This is a genomic window from Tolypothrix sp. PCC 7712 (genome assembly GCF_025860405.1).
GTDB classification, from domain to species: Bacteria; Cyanobacteriota; Cyanobacteriia; order Cyanobacteriales; family Nostocaceae; genus Aulosira; species Aulosira diplosiphon.
In genome coordinates, this window is sequence record NZ_CP063785.1 from 3,982,921 (window position 1) to 4,000,652 (window position 17,732).

Here is a 17,732-nt window from a genome sequence, read left to right on the forward strand (position 1 = left end):
TTTGTAATTGCTTCATCCCTCGGTAGGCTTAGGTGGGGGATTGGGGACTGGGGACTGGGGACTGGGGATTGGGGATTGGGGACTGGGGACTGGGAAAAGCAACGGGGTAGGGAACAAGGGGAGAAAGAATTAATGACAAACACCAATTACCAATTACCAATTACCCATTACCAAATGACAAATGACAAATTAATTTCGCCACAAAGCTATTCCACCTAATAAACCGGTGATATTAGGGATGAGTTTGACATTTAAGGGTAGCTGGAGATTTACTTTCACAGCTTCACCGCCGCCGATGTAGAGGCAATCATAATTAAACAGATGTTGCAAAGATGCGATCGCCTTTTCTAAACGCCGATTCCATTTTTTCTCACCAATGTTTTCTAACGCCGCCCGCCCAAGCTGTTCTTCGTAAGTCTCGCCTTTACGGAACTGATGATGTCCCATTTCCATATTTGGTACGAGTTTGCCATCGATAAATAACGCCGAACCAAAGCCTGTACCCAAGGTAATTACCAATTCTAAGCCTTTACCTGCGATCGCCCCTAGCCCTTGCATATCTGCGTCATTAATTACCCTGACAGGCTTATGTAACTGTTGTGACAAGGCTGTTTGTAAATCAAACCCAATCCAATCGCGATCTAAATTTACTGCTGTTTCCGTCACTCCATAGCGCACTACACCCGGAAAGCCCACAGAAACCCGATGATATTCACCTTGAGAGGCGGCTAAAACGACAATCGCATTAATTACAGTGTCCGGTTTCGCAGGTTGCGGTGTCTCTAAACGTGCTCTCTCTGTTAAAGGATGTCCTGTAATATCCAGTACCATTGTCTTCACACCGCTACCACCAATATCAACTGATAGAGTGCGAATTGAGCCGTTATCATCAACCATTGCAGTTTTCTCCTAGCTAGAGTGTATTCTTTGGCTATTATGCGCTGCTCTATCTTGGTCATACCCAGAAGTTTTGAGAGTCTTAACAAGCTAGGCTAAAACACATAAGCTAATGCGCGTCTAAATTGCATAACTACTAATCAGGGCTGTTAACTGTTGACGGTTAACCGTTGACTGCCAACCGTCAACAGCCCTTACGATGGATTGTGCAACTTAAAAGCAGAATAGCTTAGTCATTGATCAACACTCATCAAGGTTGTTCTTTGTCATTAGTCATTGGTCATTTGCATTGACAAAGGCTGAAGCTATTCCAGATGGAATTTGTTTAGATGGCTGGAAATTCAGGTAGATAGGATAGAGAAATAACTATAATTTGTATCTAATCTAGTGTATATACTTGATAATGGCTATTAACTTTGTATTGTTAGTTACCGAATAAAAAGAATTTATAAGCTGCCAGTAAAATTACTGTAAAGTCAGAAAAATTACGAGACAAATTACACTCTCGTTTGATAATCTTACACAAGAGTCACTTAAGTAAATTCACTTGACTCACTGAAGCGACTTAGTAACTTAATTTATAAGGAACAAATCAATGACTTTCAATACAAAGATTGCTGTTGCTCTATTTGCAGCTTCTGCTGGCGTTTTCGGCGTTTCTTCTCATGCATTCGCAGGTGAAGGTGGCGCTGCTGGTTCTGCCGCTTTCTCAGTTGACAGCAGTAATGGCAAACTTACAGGTGCTGCTGAAACAGCAGCTGTAGGTAAAAATAATGCTGCTGCAACAGCTACAAACGTTTCTATTGGAGGATTTCAAAGCAATACAGCAACTGCGGTTGGCAGCGCTGGAAAGATAACTGTCACAATTCAGAATAGTGATGCTCTTGAGGATATTAATATTAGCGGAGTCGTCAGTAAAATCGAAGCTGGTGTAGACAGAAAGCTTGGTACAGCGCAAAAAAACCAGTTAACACATCAATCGGAATTGAACCGAGGCAATCCCAATCTTGTGACAATTGGTCAATAGCCATAACTAATTCATCTCCAATTACTGAGATAAAAAATTCAGATAATAAAATAACTAACGCTCAATTTGATACTCCCAGCATTATAGGTGAACCAGAGTTTACCCAAGTTAAAGATTTAGATCCTAAATCAACTGCTATTCAAAGTTGTTCACCCAGAATTATTGCAGAACCAGAATTTACTAAAGTTGCAGATTTAGAATCTCATCATCATCTATCTTGCAATTTGAAGAAGCTAGAGGAAAGCCAAGCCAATAATTTAGTAAATAATTCGGCTATTGCACAGAATATACCACCATCTTCTGATTCCCTACAAAAAGATTCAGAATATATTAAGCCTCCTCGGATAATACCTAACAATAAAATTAATACTTTTTTAACCACAATGCCATTTAATGGCAGAAGTATCAACCATTTAACTAACGCAGATATTATTTTTAGTAATAGCTTTAGCGCTAATCAAAATACTGTATTTGATGTTAACGCTATCTTCAATATAAATAGTCAAATAGAACAAAGCTTAAGCAAAAAAAATATTTTTACCCTAAGGCAAACAGGTAGCTATATACAACTACAAACTGTAAACACCAAAAAAGATGTTACAGTTACTTTTACAGAACCAAGAACTTTATTAGGTACAGAAATTCAATTAAGCTTGACTGGAACTTGTGTTTTTCCTGGTAGTAATCCAGATAATCAATGTACATTCACCCCTGGACTGGTCACAAATCGCAATGCAATAGATCCAGACACTTTACTACCAACAGCAGTTTTTCTACCTTCTCAATTAGCAGATGTAGTTACACCAGAATCACTAGCAGCAATTCAACAACCAGGGTTTCAACAAGGATTTAATGGTCAAGAAGTCGGTGTGAATGTATTTTTTCCTAATTCTGGTTATACATTTGGTAATCTCCAATCGGATAAGGTAACTATTAAAAGAATTGAAAATTATGAAAATACGCCTGTAGGAATTTATTCTACAGTCAATCAAGTTGTTAAAGCCAATGCTCAAGAAGCTGTGATTGGTCGGACAGTTCGCGGTTTAACAGTAATGGCTGATGATGACAATAGATTATTAAATACAGGCGCACAGTTAGCAAGCATATTTTTACCAGATGCGAATCCTAGCTTATCTGCTAGTTCCAGTCCTGCTAATCAAAACATTAATAAAAATCTATTTTTTGCCGCCAATAATGTATGGATACCAACAAACAGCTTTACTTTTTATCATGCAGGTATTGGTAGAGCTAGAACACCAAAACCTCGAGAGCAAACACCAGCTTCTACTTTTAATAGTATCTGGATTGGCTCTTCACCAATATCTAAATATACTAGCTATAGTAAGTCTCGTTATGAAATTTTGGCTCCTCGTAGAGTAGTTAGTGCAGCAGGTTCAGAAGGCGGCGCAGGTTCTAATGTCAGCCTTTTATCATTAGTTAATGACCAAAGTTTTTCTACAGCCACTTTAAAAGATTATTATGCTCAAATATATTTAACTATCTATAATCAAGATGTTGATTATCTTAGTGTTAATACATTAACAGAAGAAAAAATATATTATCCCCATATTAGCTTTAGCGGTAATATTACAGGGAATGAAAATATTTGGCGTTACTATGTTGGAATTATTGGTGCTGATGATCTAAAAGCTTATATCGGCACAGATTTTACCAGGAACACATTGGATGGATGGACTTTTTCTGCTGGTGCGATCGCCTACGCTAATCCTGATAATGAATATTATAGTCAAGTACAAGGTAGCATTAGCAAAAGTATTAACTTAAATTCTCGTACTAATCTGCTACTATCTGCATCTATGAATTATGCCTTAGATGGCGAAACACCAGTTGGTAATATTGTCATTAATTCAATTAAGAATTCATTGGTTGTTAGTGCTAGAGCTAATATAGGTAATATTTCTCTAGGGTTAACAAATAATTTTGGTAATATACTACCCAATTCTTCGCAAACTAGTTTGACAACAGATTTAACAGTTACATTGAACCAAAACTTTCAATTTTCTGCCTACTACACACCTATTAACGAAAATTATACTCGTTCTGTTTATGGAGCTAGCGCGCTCTTAAGAATAGGTGATAACAATAAATTTTCTATTCTCAGTCTCTCCTGGACTAATAATGAATTTATCTTTGGCAAAGATGCTGACGGCAATCAACTCAGCGATAGTAATAATACATTTTTCATCTTATTAAGAAGTAATTTGTAATAGTGGAGATATAACCCCGGCTTATTGCAGAATTAGAAATACTATCTGCTCATGAAATACCGTTAATATAAAATTAACATTGAAAAAATTTGTAAAAATTCATAGGAAATAAATTCAAACCCTAAATAAAATTGGTGCAGCCTTATGAACTAAAGTCATTATTGGTCGAATCTGCAATAAATCATCATCTGAACTACCCAAAATCGCCATTATATAATGGCACATCATAAAATTTAAACTTTTGGTCTACTGTTATTATCGTTAAACCTTCTACCAAAGCCTGAGCAATTAACATCCTATCAAAAGGATCTCTATGATGCATTGGCAAATCAGCTACCTTGATTCCATGTACTAATGTCATAGACAAAACTTCAAACCGACTAAAGCGCAAAGCCTCCTCCAAATTACTAGGAACAATTAACTTTCCTAAAGATTGTTTAATCGAAATCTCCCAAGCACTAATTGCACTGACAAAAATTAAATTCTTAGGATTAGTAATTACCTCTCGTACCTGATTGGAAAGCTTAGAATCATTTTCTAAAAACCATAACAAAATATGAGTATCTAACAGAAAACTCATTACTCATCCCCATAGAAAGTAGCAATCACCTCTTCTGAAGTCTCATCAAAATCATCAGCAATCTTAACTTTACCCTGCCAAAAACCTGCAACCCTTGGCTCTAAGGCATCATTTAAACCAACCTTAGCAACCGTAGGTTTTTCTTCTGAAGATAAAGGCAAAACTTTTGCCAAAGGGACACCTTGATGAGTTAGCGTAACTTCAACATGATTTTGGATATCTGATAATAAATCAGCCAAATTATCAGATAAATAAGCAATATCAAAAGTTTTTGCTGACATTCTTGCTTATGTCCTACTAAATTACAAGCATTATAGCTAACGAAATCTGCCATCAATCAATATTTGGTCAAAGCTTTGCGAAAACCACCTTCTCCTCTGGTTTTAGGCACTTTTCGCGAACACCTTGATAAATGTGCAATTACCTTAACATCTCATGAATGAAGGAAGATGAGGAAGCACGGGAGAAATAACAAACACCAAATGCCAAACCCTAAATACCCATTCCCGTTAATATAAAATTGACGCGATAGTAGTAAAATGCATAGTTTTATTCCCCCAGAACGGTTTTTTCCCTACCTCAGTTGGACTGACATTGAGGCGATGTCAGATAAGGAAAATGTGGTAATTATTCAACCAGTAGGGGCTATTGAACAACATGGCCCTCATCTACCGTTAATTGTCGATGCGGCGATTGGTATGGGGGTGCTGGGAAAGGCGCTAACAAAGCTTGACTCTAGTATTCCTGCTTATGCTTTACCTAGTCTTTATTACGGTAAATCTAATGAACACTGGCACTTTCCGGGGACAATTACCCTGAGTACGGAAACCCTGACAGCTACAATTATGGAATTAGGCGACAGTATTTACCGTGCTGGGTTTAGAAAATTAGTGTTGATGAACTCCCACGGGGGACAGCCGCAGGTGATGCAAATGGCTGCGCGGGATTTACACGTGAAGTATGGAGACTTGGCTGTATTTCCGTTATTTACTTGGCGTGTGCCTCATATTACTAAAGAATTACTGACTCCGAAGGAAGCCGCGCAAGGTATGCACGCCGGAGATGCTGAAACTAGCCTGATGTTGGCACTTTTACCAGAACAGGTGAAGCTAGACAAAGCCGTTGCTGAGTATCCACCAGCACAGCCAAAAGATAGTTTGCTCAGTTGGGAAGGGAAGCTACCTGTGGCTTGGGTAACGAAAGATATCAGTAAAAGTGGTGTGATTGGTGATGCGACAACAGCAACTAAAGAAAAAGGCGATCGCATTCTCGAATCTGTTTCTGATGGTTGGGTGCAAGTTATTCGCGAAATTTATCACTTTCGTCCACCCCAGAGTTAAGGGATTGGCGACTGGGGACTGGGGACTGGGGACTGGGGATTAGGGGACAAGGGGACTAAGAGAAAATCACAATTGACTTTTGACTTTTGACTTTTGACTTTTGACTTTTGACTTTTGACTTCCTAGGAGACTTTTGAGGCTGTTTGTTTATTAGCTGAGGCGCAAATATTTAATGGTTGCGCCGATCGCAATACTGCATCTAGCAATCCCGGAAACAACGCTTCTAAATCCTCACGCCGCAACCTGTTGATGTGCTGGGTTCCTTCTTTATGAGTTAATACAACTCCCGACTCCCGTAAAATTTTGAAGTGATTTGACATTGTCGATTTGGCGATCGCAAAATCAAACCCCGCACAGCATTGCTGTCCCTGCGTTGCTAACAAGCGCACAATCTCTAGCCGCACTGGATCGCCCAAGGCATATAACACTCCCGCTAACGAAATATCTTTTCGATCTGGATGATACAAAAATCTCATTGTTGCACTATCTCATAAAATGACATATATTTTACTTATTCGATAATATCGAACAATAGAATTAAATACAGGAGGACAATTTTATGTCATCCATTACGAATGTCACGGAAGCTACCTTTAAGCAAGAAGTCCTAGAAAGCCAAGTTCCGGTATTAGTTGACTTTTGGGCACCTTGGTGCGGGCCTTGCAGAATGGTTGCTCCCGTTGTAGACGAGTTAGCTACCGAATACGACGGACAGGTGAAAGTGGTGAAACTGAACACAGATCAAAATCCCACCGTTGCCAGCCATTACGGAATTCGTAGTATACCTACACTCATGGTATTCAAGGCAGGCCGACAAGTCGATACGGTCGTGGGTGCCGTGCCTAAAACCACTTTAACCAAGACTCTATCACAGCATATTTCCTAAAGTTAACTGCCTAGGGTGAGCTGTTTATATACCCATAAAGGCTAACTGTAGGGTATGGGGCATTGGGCATTGGGCATTGGGCATGGGTAATAGGTAATAGTAATTTCTCCTTGTCGCCTAGTCCCCAATCACCAGTCCCCAATCACCAGTCCCCACCAGTCCCCAATCCCCATTACCCCTTATCCCCAGAGGGGGCCCCGAGTTCCCCAATCCCCATTACCCCTTATCCCCAGAGGGGGCCCCGAGTTCCCCAATCACCATGTCTTTAATCTCATACTTAGCGCGTCGTTCGGTGCACTATGGCTGGTTTGTTGCGGGTTTAACATTTTTAGCTTTGTTAGTAGCCGCAGGAATTCGTTCTGCACCAGGAGTTTTGATCGTACCTTTGGAGCAGGAATTTGGCTGGAGTAGAGCTACTATATCTTTGGCAATTTCCCTCAACTTAGTACTCTATGGACTGATTGGCCCTTTTGCTGCCACATTCATGGAGCGTATAGGGGTTCGCCGGACAATGGTATTGGCACTAACTGCGATCGCAATTGGTGTTGGCTTAACCACTTTCATGTCAACTTCTTGGCAATTAGTTTTGCTGTGGGGAATTATTGTTGGTAGTGGTAGCGGTGCGATCGCATTAGTCTTGGGTGCTGTTGTTGTCAATCGCTGGTTTTCGGAACGGCGGGGTTTGGTTTTGGGAGTTCTCACAGCCAGCACAGCCACCGGACAACTAATATTTTTACCAATTTTAGCCTCTTTAATAGAGCGTTTTGGGTGGCGAGCTGCATCTGTTAGCCTAGCTGGGATTGCGCTTGTAATTACACCTGCGATCGCCTTATTCATGCGCGATCGCCCGGCGGAAATTGGTTTGCGGCCTTTTGGCGATCGCAGCAATACAGAGGAAGTCCTACCACCAAAAGTTAATTCTATTGCTTCCACTCTCCGCAAACTCTGGCAAGGTGCAAAATCACTCGACTTTTGGCTGTTATTTGGTAGTTTTTTTATCTGTGGTGCTAGCACCAATGGACTCATTGGCACCCATTTAATACCAGCTTGTATTGATCATGGTATCCCTGAAGTTAAAGCTGCGGGACTACTGGCGATTATGGGGATTTTTGACTTTTGCGGGACAACTATCTCCGGTTGGTGGTCTGATAAATATAATAATCGCTACTTACTTTGCTGGTACTACGGTTTACGTGGTCTATCTCTAATTTTCCTGCCATTTAGTTTTAACTTTTCATTCTACGGACTGTCAGTATTTGCAGTCTTCTACGGACTCGATTGGATTGCTACTGTTCCCCCAACTGTGCGTCTTGTCAGCAATATCTTTGGCAAAGAGAATGTCGGTGTGATGTTCGGTTGGATTGTAGCGGGACATCAACTCGGTGCAGCTACAGCCGCCTTTGGTGCTGGAATGCTCAGAACTTTATTAGGGAGCTATTTTCACGCTTTTATTTTGTCAGGGGTTCTCTGTTTAATAGCCGCAGTTCTAGTACTGCGAATTGGACAACATCCTACTAAAAATAATTCAGTGTTGCTGATGGAAAATATAAATTAGGTTCACGCTCAAGGCTGAACTTCTAGTTACATTCAGCAACGCCAATTCACAACTATCAGTGCATTATTAAAGGAGAATTGCACCTATGGCAAATACAGCTTTGATAGTCGGTGCTGGTAGTGGGCTGAGTGCCTCGATCGCTCGTTTATTGGCTAAAGAAGGCTACCAAATAGCTTTAGCAGCTCGTCGCATTGAGAAACTTACACAGCTTACTAGTGAAATTGCAGCCGTCAGCTTTGCTGCTGATGCATCAAAACCAGAGGAAGTAAATCAGTTATTTATCGATGTCGAAAATAAACTGAGTACTCCTACAGTTGTTGTTTACAATCCTAGCTTTCGAGTTCGCGGGCCGCTGATTGATTTAGATCCTGGCGAAGTTGCCAAAACCCTAGAGGTATCTGCCTATGGTGGCTTTTTAGTAGCCCAAGCTGCCGCTAAAAGAATGTTACAGCAAGGGAGTGGTGCCATCTTCTTTACTGGAGCCTCAGCCAGCATTAAAGGTTACCCACAATCAGCACCCTTTGCAATGGGTAAATTTGCCCTGCGGGGTTTAGCTCAAAGCATCGCCAGAGAACTTGCACCTAAGAATATTCATGTAGCGCATTTTGTGATTGATGGTGCCATCCGTTCCGCAGAACGCTTAGATCCAGCAGACAATCCTGATAGCACCCTCGATCCAGATGCGATCGCGCAAACTTATCTCAACATTCTCAATCAACCCCGTAGCGCCTGGACTTGGGAAGTTGAACTACGCCCTTGGGTTGAGCGTTTTTAAAGATGGGGAATGGAGAATGGGGATTGGGGAACTCGGGGCCCCCTCTGGGGATAAGGGGTAATGGGGATTGGGGACTGGGGACTGGGGACTGGGGACTGGGGAAAATCCCGATTACCAATTACCGATTACCAATTACCAATTACCAATTACCGATTACCAATTACCAATTACCCCATGTCTAATACAAAATACTAAAACAGGGAGAATACTAATGATTGACCTTTATTACTGGACAACTCCTAACGGACATAAAATTACAATTTTCTTGGAAGAAATTGGACTACCTTATAACATTATTCCTGTAAATATTGGCGCAGGTGACCAATTTAAACCGGAGTTTTTACAAATTTCACCTAATAATCGGATTCCAGCAATTGTTGACCATGAACCTACAAATGGCGGCGCACCGATTTCTGTTTTTGAATCTGGTGCAATTCTGTTGTATTTAGCAGAAAAAACCGGAAAATTAATCCCCCAAGATGTGCGGCAACGAGTTGAAGTTCTGCAATGGTTATTCTGGCAAATGGGCGGTTTAGGGCCTATGGCTGGACAGAACCACCACTTCAGCCAATACGCACCAGAAAAGATTGACTATGCAATTAATCGCTATGTCAAAGAAACTGGACGTTTGTATGCAGTGCTTGATAAACGATTAGCTGATAGAGAATTTGTAGCAGGCGATTATTCCATAGCTGATATTGCAGCTTATCCTTGGATTGTGCCTTATGAACGCCAAAATCAAAAGTTAGAAGATTTTCCCAATTTACAGCGTTGGTTTGAGGCAATTAAGGCACGCCCAGCCACAATTCGCGCTTATGAAAAAGCAGAAGCATTTAAAAATCAAGCACTAGATGTTGAGAAGTCGCGGGAGTTGTTATTTAATCAATCGTCGCAAACAATTCAGCGCTAAAAATTCTGGCTCGTAGCGGATTGGAAACACCTGGTGTAGACAAGATACAGCAGATTGCAAGTTGGTGAAATACAGATAATTGTCAGGGCAAGGCACTGCCTTGCCCTCTAGAATTTATTGATGTGTCGCAAACATTATTTGAATTGGTATTATTTGTCCTTCAACAATTTTCAATCTGCTGTCTTTTTTACCCAAACCCTTACCTATTTTCTATTTCGGGTGAATATATTATTATTTGTAGGTTGATTATTTTCAATTAAACTTTGAGCAATGACAGTGATAGTTTTTGTCCAAGGATGCTCTGGATAACGCATAGAGAAAATATCACTGCTAGCCAAATGAAACATTTCCTCACACACAGGTAAAATCCCAGCGACAGGAACTTTATAAATATCTTGAACTTGTTGTTTTAAAGATGGAGTATTTAAGCTAGGTAATACTTTATTCATTACTAATAGCATTTTAGGAACTTCTAATTTACGTGCTACATCAATGGTTACTGCTGTTCCTTGATAGTCTTGTTTATCGGGACGTAAAATTACTAGCAATATATCTGAAATAATCACCGAAAGTAGAGTTTCTTCGTTAATGCCAGGATGAGTATCAATAAATAGATAATCTAACTGTAAACGCTGCATGAGTTGGCGAAATCCATCGTTGAGTAAACGCGCATCATATCCTTCACGCAGAATTCGAGAGATTTCTCCAGTTTTAATGCTGGATGGAATTAGATAAATTTTGCCGCGATTATTGGTAAACCAACCTTTGCGTGTTGTAAATACAGAACTGACATCATAAGTAGCAGCTTCAATTGCACAACGTCCCCATAAATAATCGTTGAGTGTATATTTGATTTTAGTTTCATCTAAACCAAAGGGGACGTGAATCCCAGGTGATTGAATATCTGTGTCTACGATTCCTACTCGCGCACCCCCACGCGCCAATACAGTTGCGAGGTTTGCAGTTACGTTAGATTTACCTGTACCACCACGAAATGAGTGAATAGAAATAATTTTTGCCATTTTTTCGACTCCGATATTTAGTAATAAGAATTATCTTTGATGCTGTAGATTACAGTTCTCACCTGTGTGGGTTAGGGCTTATTCTTCGGGATTTCCATATTGATTGCGAATCTCTTTTGCTGTTTGTTGCAATTTTTGGAAATAATCGCTCTCAGCAATTTCCTGAACTTCATTTATCCGTTTAGTGTTATCGATTTCTACACGCAATTGCTGTAACTGTGCGGATAATTGTTGTTCGCGATCGCAAACTTCGCGTACCATCTTCTGAAATACCCTTCCCAGTTGCCCTAGTTCGTCGGTACGTTGGGCAATTTCGGTGAGTCCTTGGCGTTCTAAATCTCGGACTTCAGTGGCGCTAACGGTTTCGCGGCTAATTGTTTGGGCAAGTTGAGCCATTGGTTTTAAAGGTTGAATTACTCTCCACTTAAGTAAGTAGTTAATGGACACTATGACTAATGCAAAAATGCCAATGAATATGCTGATAAACAGGAAAAGTGCTTTGCGGGCGTTACCGAAGACTTCGCTAGCTGGAATATAAATAATCTGAGTACCAATAATTTGATTTAGCTTCCAGCCGTAACCGTTTTGAGTACCGTAGCGTTCGACGTGGCTTTTGGGTGCTTGCTCTGGGCTACCATGACACTTGAGACAGCTAGAACTGTTAACCACCAATGGTTGAGCCGTGTAAAATAACTGTTCTCCAGCTTGGGAGCGTAAATCCGACAGACTTTTTAAAGTGCGATCGCTCTCAAACCGCTCAATTAATTTTGCCTCAAAGCGGTCAGCTTGGTCATTAAGATTCGTAGGATTCAGCGTCGCCTGTTTGTAAATCAAATCCTTATACTGCCAATTGGCTTTGAGATTATCAAAGACTCGTTTAGCGGCGATGCTGGGTACAGTTTCGGGGATAAATTCATTTTGCGGATCGGTAATTTGAGTAATTAGCGGCGCAATATCATTACTAGTGTAACTTCTGACCGAGTTGACTATCTGTATTGCCATCTGTCCGCGTGCGTTCATCTCTCCTAAAGCTTTTTGTTCCAGTGCTTTAGATAACGCAAATCCACCCAGCCCAATTCCCGCAATAAAAATGAGCGTGAGTAGCAGCGTAAATTGAGATGCAAGTTTAAAACGTCCCAGCATTTTCGCAAATTCCATCAACGGTCTCTCTTATTCATATATCTGAGAACCATTCACTCGATCAGATTTTCCAGCATTCTGCAACAAGTCTTTATTCGCACTGGGGTAAAGGGAAAAGGTGTTGAGCCGCTTTCCGCCTAGTGGGAACGCAACCATGAGAGCAGTTGCTTCACCACTTCCCTCATCTTTCGATATCCAACTTTAGTTGGAGACAGTTTGATTGAGATCCATCTTTTTGCAATCCGAACTTTCTTCCGATTACGTTCCTTGGCTAAATTCCCTACTATGAACACATGAAGCGAAACGAAAAGCGCAGCGAAAACAAACCAAGATAAAACAAATTATAACCTGGTTAAAGCAAGCTGCTAAATCTTAAAACATTACACAATTAACAAGGAAGAAAAATTATGTCTAACGAAATCAAAAACATCGCTGCTATTGAACTTTCTGAAGATGAATTAGATAACGTTGCTGGTGGTGTTGGTGAATTTGTTCTCAGTGGTGGTCAAAATCTAGGACTATTTACTGGTGCTAGCTTCCAACAAAAAAATCTCACAGTTGCTCAACAAACAATCGCAGGCCCTGGCGGTGCTGGTACTACTACCTTAGTTAATGCTCAAGAAATTATCAGCAATTCTGGTCAAATACTAACTGTTGGTAATTAATTCTCATCATTAACAACCTGGTTAATATCTCATCATTACCAGGTTCTCTCTTCCACATCTAATTTGAAATTACACATTAACTGATTAAATTATAAGGAGTAAAATCATGTCTCACGAAATCAAAAACATCGTTGCTATTGAACTTTCTGAAGATGAATTAGATAACGTTGCTGGTGGTGTTGGTGAATTTGTTCTCAGTGGTGGTCAAAATCTAGGACTATTTACTGGTGCTAGCTTCCAACAAAAAAATCTCACAGTTGCTCAACAAACAATCGCAGGCCCTGGCGGTGCTGGTACTACTACCTTAGTTAATGCTCAAGAAATTATCAGCAATTCTGGTCAAATACTCACTGTTGGTAATTAATTCTCATCATTAACAACCTGGTTAATATCTCATCACTACCAGGTTCTCTCTTCCACATCTAATTTGAAATTACACATTAACTGATTAAATTACAAGGAGTAAAATCATGTCTCACGAAATCAAAAACATCGCTGCTATTGAACTTTCTGAAGATGAATTAGATAACGTTGCTGGTGGTGTTGGTGAATTTGTTCTCAGTGGTGGTCAAAATCTAGGACTATTTACTGGTGCTAGCTTCCAACAAAAAAATCTCACAGTTGCTCAACAAACAATCGCAGGCCCTGGCGGTGCTGGTACTACTACCTTAGTTAATGCTCAAGAAATTATCAGCAATTCTGGTCAAATACTAACTGTTGGTAATTAATTCTCATCATTAACAACCTGGTTAATATCTCATCATTACCAGGTTCTCTCTTCCACATCTAATTTGAAATTACACATTAACTGATTAAATTACAAGGAGTAAAATCATGTCTCACGAAATCAAAAACATCGTTGCTATTGAACTTTCTGAAGATGAATTAGATAACGTTGCTGGTGGTGTTGGTGAATTTGTTCTCAGTGGTGGTCAAAATCTAGGACTATTTACTGGTGCTAGCTTCCAACAAAAAAATCTCACAGTTGCTCAACAAACAATCGCAGGCCCTGGCGGTGCTGGTACTACTACCTTAGTTAATGCTCAAGAAATTATCAGCAATTCTGGTCAAATACTCACTGTTGGTAATTAATTCTCATCATTAACAACCTGGTTAATATCTCATCACTACCAGGTTCTCTCTTCCACATCTAATTTGAAATTACACATTAACTGATTAAATTACAAGGAGTAAAATCATGTCTCACGAAATCAAAAACATCGCTGCTATTGAACTTTCTGAAGATGAATTAGATAACGTTGCTGGTGGTGTTGGTGAATTTGTTCTCAGTGGTGGTCAAAATCTAGGACTATTTACTGGTGCTAGCTTCCAACAAAAAAATCTCGCAGTTGGTCAACAAACAATTGCAGGCCCTGGCGGTGCTGGTACTACTACCTTAGTTAACGCTCAAGACATTATCAGCAATTCTGGTCAAGGGCTGTTCGTTGGTAACTAATTTATAAAATTAAGTAGTCTGACAGAATTAATTACACAAAGTCATTGCGAATGGAGCGAAGCGGAATGAAGCAATCGCAAGGGCTGGGATTGCTTCTCTTCGAGACGCTACGCGAACGCTTCGCTCGCAATGACTGTAAATATTTTTGTCCAAGTACTTAACAACCTGGTGTAATCGCACTTCAATGTTTCATTAATACCAGGTTCTTGCATCTACCTCAAACTGGAAATTACACATTAACTCATTAAATTATCAGGAGAAAATAATGTCTGCAAAAATCAAAAATATTATTACTATTGAACTTTCTGAAGCTGAATTAGATAACGTTGCTGGTGGAATAGCAACAGTTAGTACTGAAGAAAAAACTTACGATAGCAATCCCGATCCTGGCTTTGTAGCGCAGCCAACAAATCCTCAACCAACATTTCCTAGTTTTCCTAGCTTCCCTAGTTTTCCTTCAATTACGCTAGAGATACCATCAATATCTTTCCCAGGAAATGTTGATCATTGATGCTATCAAGATATATCAGCTTTGATAGGTAACTGAATTACTTTCTGATAACTTATTTATTCTGTATCCTCTCCACACAAATCTACCTCTTGTTGTGATTAACAAAACAGAGGTAGATTTTTTATGTGATAAAACTAATGCGTAGGCGTAGCCCGTCGTAGACATCGCACTTGTCGGTTTGGCGTTCATGTATACTCGACAGGCGATCGCATTGATTTATTGAATTCTCGTTACAATTCCGGTGAAAAGGCTAAATATTTAGTAAATGCACCCTTGACACTCCTTTGCACTGGTTAAATCTACCTTGACTTTTGTCAACGAATAGTATCCAGACATACAATTTTGTCTAAAAAGTCAAGTTTTTTCTTTTACAACATCAAAATGCTACAAGTTGCGATTCGATCTCCGCAGCTTGTAAATTACGACCGATAAAGACTAAGCGGGTTTGCCTAGCCTCTTCTGGTAGCCAAGGGCGATCGTAAAATTTATCAAATCGGTTCCCTACGCCTTGCATAACTAAGCGCATGGGTTTGTTCGGCACAACCACAAAACCTTTAATGCGATAAATTTCTTGTTGGTTTGTCAGTTGTTCTAGCTGTTTTTGCAGTTTTTCGGGGTCAAAGGCCTGGTCTAAAATCACGTGAGTTGAGGTAATATCATCATCGTGATCGTGGTCTTCTTCAGTGTCGTGATGGCTGGGACGGCTATCTAGGTTATCTTCAACAGCAGCTTGGTATCCCAGTAAAATAGATGGGTCGAGTTGAGAGCGATCGCTTTCAACTATCTTTACTACTCTGGGTAACTCTTGTTTGACTAACTCCTCAACCTTAGCTTTGGTATCAGCATCCACCAAGTCAGTTTTCGTCAAAACTACCAAGTCTGCACAAGCTAGCTGGTCTTCAAACAGTTCTTGCAACGGAGTCTCATGTTCAAGACTATCATCTGCCTGCCGTTGGGCCGCGATCGCCTCCGGATCGCTGGCAAATGTCCCCGCTGCTACCGCCGCGCAATCGACGACGGTAATCACTGCATCCACCGTTGCACCAGTGCGAATTTCCTGCCAGCGAAAAGCCTTAATTAGCGGTTTTGGTAAAGCTAAACCAGAAGTTTCGATGACGATACAATCGATGCTATCCCGGCGCTTTAATAACTCTTGCATCGTCGGATAAAACTCTTCCTGCACGGTGCAGCATAAGCAACCGTTCGTCAATTCAAAGATATTACTCCCGCCATCACCATCTTCGGGACAAATTTGGCAAGATTTCAACAATTCGCCATCAATACCCAGTTCGCCAAATTCGTTGACTAACACCGCAATTCTGCGTCCTTGGTTATTTTGTAGCAGGTGGCGAATCAGGCTGGTTTTGCCACTACCTAAGAAGCCTGTGATTACTGTGACAGGAATTTTTGTAGCCATTGTTTAATTAGAATGTTGCCCATTTGCATTTTCCCCGATTGCGGGGGATTGGGGAATGGGGATGAGGGGGATGAGGGGGATGAGGGAGATGAGGGGGATGAGGGGGATGAGGGAGATGAGGGGGATGAGGGGGATGAGGGGGATGAGGGGGATGAGGGAGATGAGGGAGATGAGGGGGATGAGGAAAAATTTCTATTACCAATTACCCAATGACAAATGACAAATGACAAATGACCAATGACAAGAGGGGCAACTTCTCTGCGATCGCCTAACTTTAATCAGGTGACCCCAGGGAAATTGCCCCTAAAGGTTACGAACATTTAATTTTTATGCCAATTCTCCAAAATTCAGCAACGGATTCAAAATCAGAAACTTTGAGAAAATTTAGTTTTCTTTATTTTGAATTTTGAATTTTGAATTTTGAATTGGTATTACTCGGCGGTAGCAAGTTCGGTGCTGCCACGTGTACGCTTACGGGTGAGGGTGTTGTACAACATGATGCCGATGGCTTTGATTAAATTGCCTTCTAGTTCATTGAACATTTTCATGTTTATGCCAAAAGCAGCGTTAGCTTCATCCACAATGCGATCGGCTGTAGCTTCATCAATGGGCATCTCATCCAAAGCTTGACGATATTTAGCTTTGAATCCCTTTTCATCAGTAATGTCTGCAAATTCGTAGAAGGCGGTACCTTGGCCATCATTCAGGTTCATGGCTGTTTGGGCAATACCTTTAAGAATTTGACCGCCAGATAAATCGCCCAAGTAACGTGTGTAAGAATGGGCAATTAACAATTCTGGTGCGGTTGCAGATACTTCGCGGATGCGCTGTACATAAGCTTCTCCTGCTGAAGATAGTTGTACTTGCTCGCGCCAATTACTACCGTAGTAAAAACTTAAGTCTTGTTCTAAGGTATGCTTGCGGTTGAGTTCGGTAAAATAAATTTTGCTAACAATTGGGTGGTCGCGATGTTTTTCCATCTCCTCTTCCATCGCTGAGTAGACGAAGTAGAAGTTACCAACTAGCTTGCGATACGAGCTTTTTTCTACCACCCCTTTTAAAAAGCACTTGACAAAACCTACGTTTTCTGCCATCGTATGGGCTTTTTTAGTGCCTACACGCAATTTGCTTGCTAAATTGCTACTCATGCTAAATTTCTCTACTTTAAAAGGTCAACTACCAGAGGTCGATTTATGACTGGCTAAAAAAGGCCATTAAAACGTTACATTAGAACCATTTGATGAGAATTTATATTAAAAATTCTTAAGCAACCAGAAGTTTTACTTTTTGCCTAGTTAACAGACTCAGCCTTAGTGAACTTTT

23 protein-coding genes are annotated in these 17,732 nt (G+C 40.5%); 15 read left to right on the forward strand and 8 right to left on the reverse strand.

Going from position 1 to position 17,732, the window contains the following annotated elements:
• Window positions 1-75: 75 nt before the first annotated feature.
• Window positions 76-219 (forward strand): hypothetical protein, encoded by a 144-nt coding sequence (locus HGR01_RS16570; RefSeq protein WP_155539283.1) that lies wholly within the window; start codon window positions 76-78, stop codon window positions 217-219.
• Here the strand turns inward: HGR01_RS16570 and HGR01_RS16575 are convergent.
• Window positions 190-897: an ROK family protein gene (locus HGR01_RS16575; RefSeq protein WP_045870895.1), complete on the reverse strand. Its 708-nt coding sequence runs from the start codon at window positions 895-897 to the stop codon at window positions 190-192. The genes HGR01_RS16570 and HGR01_RS16575 overlap by 30 nt on opposite strands.
• 595 nt (window positions 898-1,492) lie before the next feature.
• On the opposite strand from HGR01_RS16575, the gene HGR01_RS16580 reads away from it, so the two are divergent.
• A complete protein-coding gene (locus HGR01_RS16580) occupies window positions 1,493-1,924 on the forward strand; it encodes a hypothetical protein (RefSeq protein WP_045870896.1) in 432 nt (143 codons plus the stop codon).
• Window positions 1,925-2,148: 224 nt separating this feature from the next.
• Entirely contained in the window at window positions 2,149-4,152 is a 2,004-nt protein-coding gene (locus HGR01_RS16585; RefSeq protein WP_052335213.1) for a hypothetical protein, read from the forward strand.
• Between the two features lie 193 nt (window positions 4,153-4,345).
• Here the strand turns inward: HGR01_RS16585 and HGR01_RS16590 are convergent, their stop codons facing one another.
• Together HGR01_RS16590 and HGR01_RS16595 are read right to left on the reverse strand one after the other, a co-directional pair.
• Window positions 4,346-4,732, reverse strand: coding sequence for a type II toxin-antitoxin system VapC family toxin (locus tag HGR01_RS16590; protein WP_045870897.1), 387 nt, complete (start codon window positions 4,730-4,732; stop codon window positions 4,346-4,348).
• Complete coding sequence (locus HGR01_RS16595; RefSeq protein WP_045870898.1) at window positions 4,732-5,013, reverse strand: hypothetical protein; 282 nt, start codon at window positions 5,011-5,013, stop codon at window positions 4,732-4,734. Before HGR01_RS16595 ends, HGR01_RS16590 begins: the two co-directional genes overlap by 1 nt.
• Window positions 5,014-5,271: 258 nt before the next feature.
• Here HGR01_RS16595 and HGR01_RS16600 point away from each other — a divergent pair, with 258 nt between their 5' ends.
• Entirely contained in the window at window positions 5,272-6,072 is an 801-nt protein-coding gene (locus tag HGR01_RS16600; RefSeq protein ID WP_045870899.1) for a creatininase family protein, read from the forward strand.
• A gap of 122 nt (window positions 6,073-6,194) precedes the next feature.
• Here the strand turns inward: HGR01_RS16600 and HGR01_RS16605 are convergent, their stop codons facing one another.
• Window positions 6,195-6,548, reverse strand: a complete 354-nt coding sequence (locus HGR01_RS16605) for an ArsR/SmtB family transcription factor (RefSeq protein ID WP_045870900.1) — start codon at window positions 6,546-6,548, stop codon at window positions 6,195-6,197.
• A gap of 83 nt (window positions 6,549-6,631) precedes the next feature.
• Here HGR01_RS16605 and trxA point away from each other — a divergent pair, with 83 nt between their 5' ends.
• The 4 genes from trxA (at window position 6,632) to HGR01_RS16625 (ending at window position 10,198) form a co-directional block, all read left to right on the forward strand.
• Window positions 6,632-6,958 (forward strand): thioredoxin, encoded by a 327-nt coding sequence (trxA, locus tag HGR01_RS16610; protein ID WP_045870901.1) that lies wholly within the window; start codon window positions 6,632-6,634, stop codon window positions 6,956-6,958.
• Between the two features lie 259 nt (window positions 6,959-7,217).
• Window positions 7,218-8,513, forward strand: coding sequence for an MFS transporter (locus HGR01_RS16615; protein WP_045870902.1), 1,296 nt, complete (start codon window positions 7,218-7,220; stop codon window positions 8,511-8,513).
• An 85-nt stretch (window positions 8,514-8,598) separates the two neighbouring features.
• Window positions 8,599-9,288, forward strand: a complete 690-nt coding sequence (locus HGR01_RS16620; protein WP_045870903.1) for an SDR family NAD(P)-dependent oxidoreductase — start codon at window positions 8,599-8,601, stop codon at window positions 9,286-9,288.
• Window positions 9,289-9,499: 211 nt separating this feature from the next.
• Window positions 9,500-10,198, forward strand: coding sequence for a glutathione binding-like protein (locus tag HGR01_RS16625; RefSeq protein WP_045870905.1), 699 nt, complete (start codon window positions 9,500-9,502; stop codon window positions 10,196-10,198).
• 203 nt (window positions 10,199-10,401) lie between these two features.
• Here the strand turns inward: HGR01_RS16625 and HGR01_RS16630 are convergent, their stop codons facing one another.
• Entirely contained in the window at window positions 10,402-11,220 is an 819-nt protein-coding gene (locus tag HGR01_RS16630; RefSeq protein WP_045870906.1) for a MinD/ParA family protein, read from the reverse strand.
• Window positions 11,221-11,298: 78 nt separating this feature from the next.
• The gene (locus tag HGR01_RS16635; RefSeq protein ID WP_228045791.1) at window positions 11,299-12,378 is read right to left on the reverse strand and encodes a DUF3365 domain-containing protein; all 1,080 of its coding nucleotides are present in this window, start codon (window positions 12,376-12,378) and stop codon (window positions 11,299-11,301) included.
• Window positions 12,379-12,767: 389 nt separating this feature from the next.
• Between HGR01_RS16635 and HGR01_RS16640 the strand changes: the two genes are divergently transcribed.
• The 6 genes from HGR01_RS16640 (at window position 12,768) to HGR01_RS16665 (ending at window position 14,992) form a co-directional block, all read left to right on the forward strand.
• A complete protein-coding gene (locus tag HGR01_RS16640) occupies window positions 12,768-13,025 on the forward strand; it encodes a CTB family bacteriocin (RefSeq protein WP_045870907.1) in 258 nt (85 codons plus the stop codon).
• Window positions 13,026-13,131: 106 nt separating this feature from the next.
• A complete protein-coding gene (locus tag HGR01_RS16645) occupies window positions 13,132-13,389 on the forward strand; it encodes a CTB family bacteriocin (RefSeq protein WP_045870908.1) in 258 nt (85 codons plus the stop codon).
• A gap of 106 nt (window positions 13,390-13,495) precedes the next feature.
• The gene (locus tag HGR01_RS16650; RefSeq protein WP_096621611.1) at window positions 13,496-13,753 is read left to right on the forward strand and encodes a CTB family bacteriocin; all 258 of its coding nucleotides are present in this window, start codon (window positions 13,496-13,498) and stop codon (window positions 13,751-13,753) included.
• Between the two features lie 106 nt (window positions 13,754-13,859).
• On the forward strand, window positions 13,860-14,117 hold the full coding sequence (locus tag HGR01_RS16655; RefSeq protein ID WP_045870908.1) for a CTB family bacteriocin: 258 nt from the start codon (window positions 13,860-13,862) through the stop codon (window positions 14,115-14,117).
• A gap of 106 nt (window positions 14,118-14,223) precedes the next feature.
• Window positions 14,224-14,481, forward strand: coding sequence for a CTB family bacteriocin (locus tag HGR01_RS16660; RefSeq protein WP_045870911.1), 258 nt, complete (start codon window positions 14,224-14,226; stop codon window positions 14,479-14,481).
• A 265-nt stretch (window positions 14,482-14,746) separates the two neighbouring features.
• Window positions 14,747-14,992: a hypothetical protein gene (locus tag HGR01_RS16665; RefSeq protein ID WP_045870912.1), complete on the forward strand. Its 246-nt coding sequence runs from the start codon at window positions 14,747-14,749 to the stop codon at window positions 14,990-14,992.
• Between the two features lie 376 nt (window positions 14,993-15,368).
• Here HGR01_RS16665 and cobW read toward each other — a convergent pair whose 3' ends face one another.
• Window positions 15,369-16,409: a cobalamin biosynthesis protein CobW gene (gene cobW, locus HGR01_RS16670; protein ID WP_045870913.1), complete on the reverse strand. Its 1,041-nt coding sequence runs from the start codon at window positions 16,407-16,409 to the stop codon at window positions 15,369-15,371.
• Window positions 16,410-16,457: 48 nt separating this feature from the next.
• Here cobW and HGR01_RS16675 point away from each other — a divergent pair, with 48 nt between their 5' ends.
• A complete protein-coding gene (locus HGR01_RS16675; protein ID WP_155539287.1) occupies window positions 16,458-16,622 on the forward strand; it encodes a hypothetical protein in 165 nt (54 codons plus the stop codon).
• Window positions 16,623-16,840: 218 nt separating this feature from the next.
• On the opposite strand, the gene HGR01_RS16680 is transcribed toward HGR01_RS16675, so the two are convergent.
• The gene (locus tag HGR01_RS16680) at window positions 16,841-17,557 is read right to left on the reverse strand and encodes a heme oxygenase (biliverdin-producing) (RefSeq protein WP_045870915.1); all 717 of its coding nucleotides are present in this window, start codon (window positions 17,555-17,557) and stop codon (window positions 16,841-16,843) included.
• Between the last annotated feature and the right edge of the window lie 175 nt (window positions 17,558-17,732).